Here is a 6,000-nt window from a genome sequence, read left to right on the forward strand (position 1 = left end):
CGGTTGGTGTCAGCGTGCTCGACTGGAGCGAGGACCAACAGGACCTGCGCGCCGGGGTCCGGCAGTGGTGCGACGCGCTCAACGTCGGCGGCCCCGAGCGGGAGCGCGCCGCCACGTTCGACCGCGACGCGTGGAAGCTGGTCCGCGGGTCGGGCGTGCTGGGCCTGCCGTTCGGGACCGAGTGGGGTGGACTCGACCAGAGCCTGCTCACGACGATGTACGTGCTGGAGGAGTTCGGCCGCCGGTGCCACGACGGCGGCCTCTGCTTCTCCGTCACGACGCACCTGGTCAGCGCGGGGGTTCCGTTGCAGCGCTTCGGTTCTCGTGCGTTGAAGGACCGCTACCTCCCCGGCGTGTGCGACGGCTCGACGATCGGCGCGCACGCGATCAGCGAACCGGGCAGCGGGTCGGACGCGCTGACCATGCGCACCACGGCCGTCCGCCGCGGCGACCACTGGGTGCTCAACGGCAGCAAGACGTTCGTGAGCAACGGCCCGGTGGCCGACGTGATCGTCATCTACGCCAGGACCGACCCCGACGCCGGCCCGCTCGGGGTGACCGCCTTCCTGGTCGAGACCACCACGCCGGGCCTGACGGTCGGCGGCTCGATCGAGAAGATGGGGCTGCGCACCTCCCCGTTCGCCGAGGTGTTCCTGGACGACTGCGTCGTGCCCGCGACCAACGTCGTCGGGCGCGTCGGCAGCGGGTTCCTGGTGCTGGACCACGTGATGAAGTGGGAGATCCTCTGCTCGTTCGTGGTCAACGTCGGCCAGATGCGCCACCGGCTGGAGCGGTGCGTCGACTACGCGCGGACCAGGGTCCAGTTCGGCGCGCCGATCGGGTCGTTCCAGTCGGTGGCCAACCGGATCGTCGACATGCGCACGGCCACCGAGACGGCGGCCAAGTGGCTGTACGACACCGCGGAGCGGATGGAACGCGGCCACAACGTCACCACGGACATCGCGACCAGCAAGCTGGTCGCCAGCCAGGCCAACGTGGACACCGCGCTCGCCGCGATCGAGGTGTTCGGCGGCAACGGCTACACCACCGAGTACGGCTTGGAGGCGGAGCTGCGCAACGCCGTGCCCGGCGTCATCTACTCGGGCACGTCCGACATCCAGCGCAACCGGATCGCCAAGATGCTGGGCCTCGACAAGAGAAAGGCGTGACGTGGACGAGACGACCCTCGCCCCGACCGACCTGCTGGACCACGAGTCGCGGCAGGTCCGCGACCTCGTGGACCGCACCGTCGGCGACGAGTCCGACCCCATCGCCCGCGCGGTGGCCCTGTTCTACGCCGTGCGCGACGGCCTGCGCTACGAGGTGTACCAGAGCGACCTGTCCCGCCAGGGGATGCGGGCGAGCGCGATCATCGACCGCGGCTTCGGCTTCTGCATCCACAAGTCGCTGGTGTACGCGGCGGCCGTCCGCGCGGCCGGGGTGCCGAGCCGGATCGTCCTCGGCGACGTGCGCAACCACCTGGCGTCGCCCCGGTTGCGGGAACTCGTCGGCGGCGACCTGTTCCGCTTCCACTGCCTCACCGAGGTGTACCTGAACGACCGGTGGATCCGCGCGACGCCGGTGTTCAACAAGATGCTGTGCAGGCTGTACCAGATCGCGCCGCTGGACTTCGACGGCGTGGCCGACAGCGTCTACCACCCGTACGACGAGCAGGGCCGCAAGCACATGGAGTTCGTCCACTGGCACGGCAGCTTCGACGACTTCCCGTACGAGCTGGTGGTCGACGGCATCCGCGACGCGCACCCGCTGCTGTTCGAGAACAGCCAGCGCACGACGGCGGGCTCGCTGGAGGAGGAGGCCGCCGACCAGCGCAGGCTGTTGGCGCGCACGGAGGGGTAGTCGGCGGGGTCAGTCCCGCGGCGACAGCAGGACGACCGGGATCTCCCGGTCCGTCTTGCGCGCGTACTCGTCGTACAACGGGAAGATGGCCGCCATCCTGGGCCAGAGGGTCGCGCGCTCGGCCGGGGTCGCGACCCTGGCGATCGCGGTGAACCGGCGGTCGCGGACCTGCACGCCGACGCTCGGCTCCGCCACGAGGTTCCTGAACCACTCGGGGTGCTCGTCGTCGCCGCCCTTGGAGGCGACGACGACGAAGTCCTCGCCCTCGGTGCCGTAGATCAGGCACGTCCGGCGCGCGATGCCGGACTTGCGCCCGGTCGTGGCGAGCAGGAGCGTGAAGACGCCGTTGGACTCGTGCCCCTCGGCGCCGTTGGTGGCGAGGTACTTGCGGGTCTGCTCGGCGACCCAGTCCCACTGCGAGTCGGTGGCGCGGTCGAGGTCGTCGGCGACGGCCATGGTGGCGGGTCCCTTCCGTAGTCGGCCCCGCCACCGTACCGACCGGGGCTCAGGCGGGTGGGCCGAGCCAGGTCGTCAGGACGGCGCGGAGGGCGTCGGCGTCGACCGTGCCCAGCGCGACCAGGCGACGTGGCCGTCCGAGCGGACCAGCGCGGCCATCGGCTGGTCGGGGAACGCGGTCGGCGGCGCGGCCACGACCGTGACGCGGTCGCTCCACCCCTCGGCCGCCGCCGCGGCTCCGGTGGCGACGTCGAGCAGGACCGCCCGGCCGTCGCGGAAGTGCCCCACCAGGGTGGTGCCGTCGGCCAAGGGCAGGTCGGGGACGCGGCGGCCGATCAGCGGGTGGTCGCCGGGCAGCGGGTAGTGCTGCCAATCGCCGCTGATCATGGACACCACGTGGGTCGCGCCGTCCGGCGTGTCGAGGAGTCGGACACCACCCCGTGCAGCGCTCCGCGCGCGGCCCCCGTGCCATCGTGAGCGCGGTCTGCGCCATGCTCCACCGCTGGACCCACGCGCCGATCGGGTGGCGTTCGGCGGTGTAGGTGTCCAGCAGCGAGTCCGGCAACGATGTCTCCAGTATCCGGCTTCGACGCCGAACTCGACGGCCCAGGGCTGACGCCTCGAACGATCACGCGTGGTCGAGGGCGGCGAGGTGGCGGTGGACGCGGTCCGCGTCGGTGGTGCGGTTCTGCTCCCGGTACAGGTCCAGTGCTTCGCGCCACGCGGCGCGGGCTTCCTCGTGGTGGCCGAGGGCGGCGTGTGGGCCGGCGAGTGCTTCCAACGCCGGGGCGATGCGCTCGGTGTAGCCGTGGTCGCGGTAGAGGGCCAGGGCGTGGCGGTAGTGGACGATCGCTTCCGCGTGGTGGCCGGTGCGGTGTTCGACGTAGCCGAGGGTGTCCAGGGTGTTCGCCTCGCCGTCCGGGCTGCGGAGGTGGCTGCGGTGCAGCGCCAGCGCGGCCCGGCAGTGGTCGCGAGCCGTGTCGTGGTCGCCGAGACGCGCCGAGTACCAGGCCACCAGGTTGAGCGCTTCGGCCTCGGCTCCTGGCTGGTCGAGGTCGCGGTACAGGTCCAGGGCTTGGCGGGCGTGTTCCAGGGCGCGGCGGTCGTCCCCCGTGCGTTCCCGGACCGACGCGAACGCGAAGTGGATGTGCGCCTGGTGGGTGAGGTCTCCCTCGGCTTGGACCAGGGCGAGGTCCAGGTGCGCGAGGGCGTCCTGGTGGCGGTCCACGTCGGCGTGGACGAAGCCGAGCACGCGGTTCGCGTGGGCCCGCGCGGTGGGGTCCGGCAGGTGCTCGGCGGCCTCGGCGGCGGCTCGCCACGTGGCGAGCCGGTCGTGGTGGTGGCCCCGCAGGCTGTGGAAGTTGTCCAGCGCGCGAGTCAGGTTCCAGACCGCGGGGTGCCACGCGTGGGCGACGGCGGCGCGGTGGACCGCGAGCAGGCAGGCGTGCTCGCGGTCGAACCAGGCGAGCGCCGCGGGCACGTCCGCGACCGGGTGGAGGTGGACGCCGGGTGCGGGCGGGTCGAGGTCGATGGGCTGGCGGTGCGGGTTCAGCAGCCGGTCGGCGGCGCGGGCGGTGTGGGCGTGGAAGTCGAGCAGCCTGCGCAGCGCGTCCTCCCGTTCCCGCTCGGTCAGGTCACGCCGGGCGGCGGTGGTGGCGCTGGCGCGGATCAGGTCGTGCATGGCGTACCGGCCGTGGGCCTGCCGGTCGAGCAGTGAGGCGTCCTCCAGGGCGCGCAGGGCCGTGCGGGTCCGCGCCTCGGTCAGTCCAGTGAGCGAGGCCGCGGCGGGCAGGCCGAAGTCGGGGCCGGGGACGACACCCAGCAGGGCGAACACCGTGCGCTGCTCGGCGGTCAGTGCGCGCAGCGACCAGGACAGCACGGCGGGCAGGCTGGCCGCGGGGTCGACATCGTCCAACCCGTCCAGGCCCAGTTCACGCAGGTCGGCGGCGAACTCGGCGAGCGGCACGCGGGGGTGGGTGGCGATGCGGCGGGCCGTGATCGACAACGCCAGCGGGTACCGCCAGCACAGGTCGACCAGCTCGTCCACCACGTCGGGTTCGGCGGCCGTCCGCGCCGCGCCGAGCCGTCCGACCAGCACCGCCCGCGCCTCGTCCCGCGCGAGGACGCCCAGGTGCAGGTGCCGGGCCCCGTACCGGTCGATCAGGGACGGCAGGGCGCCGCGGCCGGTGACCAGGACCGTGCACGTCGGGCTGCCGGGCAGCAGCGGCAGCACCTGCTCGGAGGTGGCCGCGTTGTCCAGCACCACCAGCATCCGCTTGCCCGCCACCAGGCTCCGGTAGCGAGCGGCCCGCGCGTCGGGGTCGGCGGGCAGGCCGCCGGGATCGGCGCCGAGGGCGTCGAGGAAGCCGCGCACGGCGGTCGCGGGGTCCAGGGGCTCGGTGTCGGGGCCGAAGCCGTGCAGGTCGACGAAGAGCTGCCCGTCGGGGAACCGGTGGGCGTTGCGGTGGGCCCAGTGCAACGCCAGCCACGTCTTGCCGATGCCGCCCGCGCCCGCGATGGCCGAGATGACCACCGTGGCCGGGGCGTCCAACGCGCTGTCGAGCCGGTCGAGTTCGTCACCTCGGCCGACGAACGACGGGGGCGGCGCGGGCAACTGGCGCGGCACCGAGCGGACCGGTTCGGCGGGCGGGAGGTCCAGCGCGGGATCGGCGGTGAGGACCCGGTGGTGCAGCTCCCGCAGCGCGGGGCCGGGATCGGCCCCCAACTCCTCGCCCAGCAGCCGACGGGTGCGCTGGTAGTGCTCCAGCGCGTCGGCCTGGCGGCCGGACCGGTACAGCGCCAGCACCACCTGCCCGGCCGCGCGCTCGTCCAGCGGGTGCTCGGCGGCCCCCGTGGTCAACTCGGGCAGCACGTCACCGTGCCTGCCGCAGGCCAAGGCCCAGTCGATCCGGTCGGCCGCGGCGGCACCGCGTTCCTGGTGCAGTTGGTGGCGGAACGCCTCCGCCCACGCGGTGTCCACCTCGGCCAGCGGCTCGCCACGCCACAGCGCCAGCGCCTCGTCCGCCAACGCCAGCGCGGCCCGCGGGCCGCCCGCGCCGCGGGCCTGGAAGAGCAGGCGGCGGAAGCGGTGCAGGTCCACGCACTTGGGGTCGACGGCCAGCAGGTAGCCGGTGTCGTGCCACGTGATGGTGATCCCGGTGCGGTCCAGCGCGTGGCGGAGCTTGGACAGGTACGTCCGCAGCACCGACCGCGCCCGCGAGGGCGGCTCCTCGCCCCAGACCCGGTCGATCAGCCGGTCCGCGGGCACCACCCGGTTGGCCTCGACCAGCAGCACCGCCAGCACGGCCTTGCGCCGGGCGTGCCCGATGGCCACCGGCGTGCCGTCGACGTGGACTTCCAGGTTGCCCAGCACACCGACCGCGACCTCCGGTGGTGCGCCCTGTCCGCTCTCGGCCGCCACGACTCCTGTCTACCGATGTCGAGCAGGCGATTCAACGCGGATTCGGCGCGGCGACAACCCCCTCCGGGCACGGTGGTCGCACGGCACTCCTCACGGAGGTGCCGTCCCCGGAGGACCGGCACAGGGGGTCTTCGCCGTTCGCGGCGGGGAGGGTGGTCCGAAGGGGCGCGAGGGGCGCGGCTGGGGCCCAGCCGTGCGCCGCGCCGGGGGGTGAGCGGACGGGCACGGGGTGTTCCGGCGCGACCCCCCACCCGGGGGGGGAG

Annotated in this window: 5 protein-coding genes; 2 read left to right on the forward strand and 3 right to left on the reverse strand. The window is 73.6% G+C overall.

Annotated features, from left to right (window positions below):
- The first annotated feature begins 14 nt into the window (after positions 1–14).
- Positions 15–1,169, forward strand: a complete 1,155-nt coding sequence (locus ACFWW9_RS28230; protein WP_390384070.1) for an acyl-CoA dehydrogenase family protein — start codon at positions 15–17, stop codon at positions 1,167–1,169.
- Between the two features lies 1 nt (position 1,170).
- On the forward strand, positions 1,171–1,860 hold the full coding sequence (locus ACFWW9_RS28235) for a transglutaminase family protein (RefSeq protein WP_390384072.1): 690 nt from the start codon (positions 1,171–1,173) through the stop codon (positions 1,858–1,860).
- Positions 1,861–1,869: 9 nt separating this feature from the next.
- Here ACFWW9_RS28235 and ACFWW9_RS28240 read toward each other — a convergent pair whose 3' ends face one another.
- From ACFWW9_RS28240 to ACFWW9_RS28250, 3 genes are all read right to left on the reverse strand, one after another.
- The gene (locus ACFWW9_RS28240) at positions 1,870–2,316 is read right to left on the reverse strand and encodes a nitroreductase family deazaflavin-dependent oxidoreductase (protein WP_390384074.1); all 447 of its coding nucleotides are present in this window, start codon (positions 2,314–2,316) and stop codon (positions 1,870–1,872) included.
- Between the two features lie 75 nt (positions 2,317–2,391).
- Positions 2,392–2,703, reverse strand: coding sequence for a hypothetical protein (locus ACFWW9_RS28245; RefSeq protein WP_390384076.1), 312 nt, complete (start codon positions 2,701–2,703; stop codon positions 2,392–2,394).
- A 241-nt stretch (positions 2,704–2,944) separates the two neighbouring features.
- Positions 2,945–5,737, reverse strand: coding sequence for a BTAD domain-containing putative transcriptional regulator (locus ACFWW9_RS28250; RefSeq protein WP_390384078.1), 2,793 nt, complete (start codon positions 5,735–5,737; stop codon positions 2,945–2,947).
- Between the last annotated feature and the right edge of the window lie 263 nt (positions 5,738–6,000).

Source organism: Umezawaea sp. NPDC059074 (assembly GCF_042738955.1).
GTDB lineage: Bacteria > Actinomycetota > Actinomycetes > Mycobacteriales > Pseudonocardiaceae > Umezawaea.

What these genes read in the sequence shown, in the direction of transcription:
- ACFWW9_RS28245 (WP_390384076.1), bottom strand. Translation starts at nt 2,703, where the DNA reads ATGATCAGCGGCGATTGGCAGCACTACCCGCTGCCCGGCGACCACCCG.
- ACFWW9_RS28240 (WP_390384074.1), bottom strand. Translation starts at nt 2,316, where the DNA reads ATGGCCGTCGCCGACGACCTCGACCGCGCCACCGACTCGCAGTGGGAC.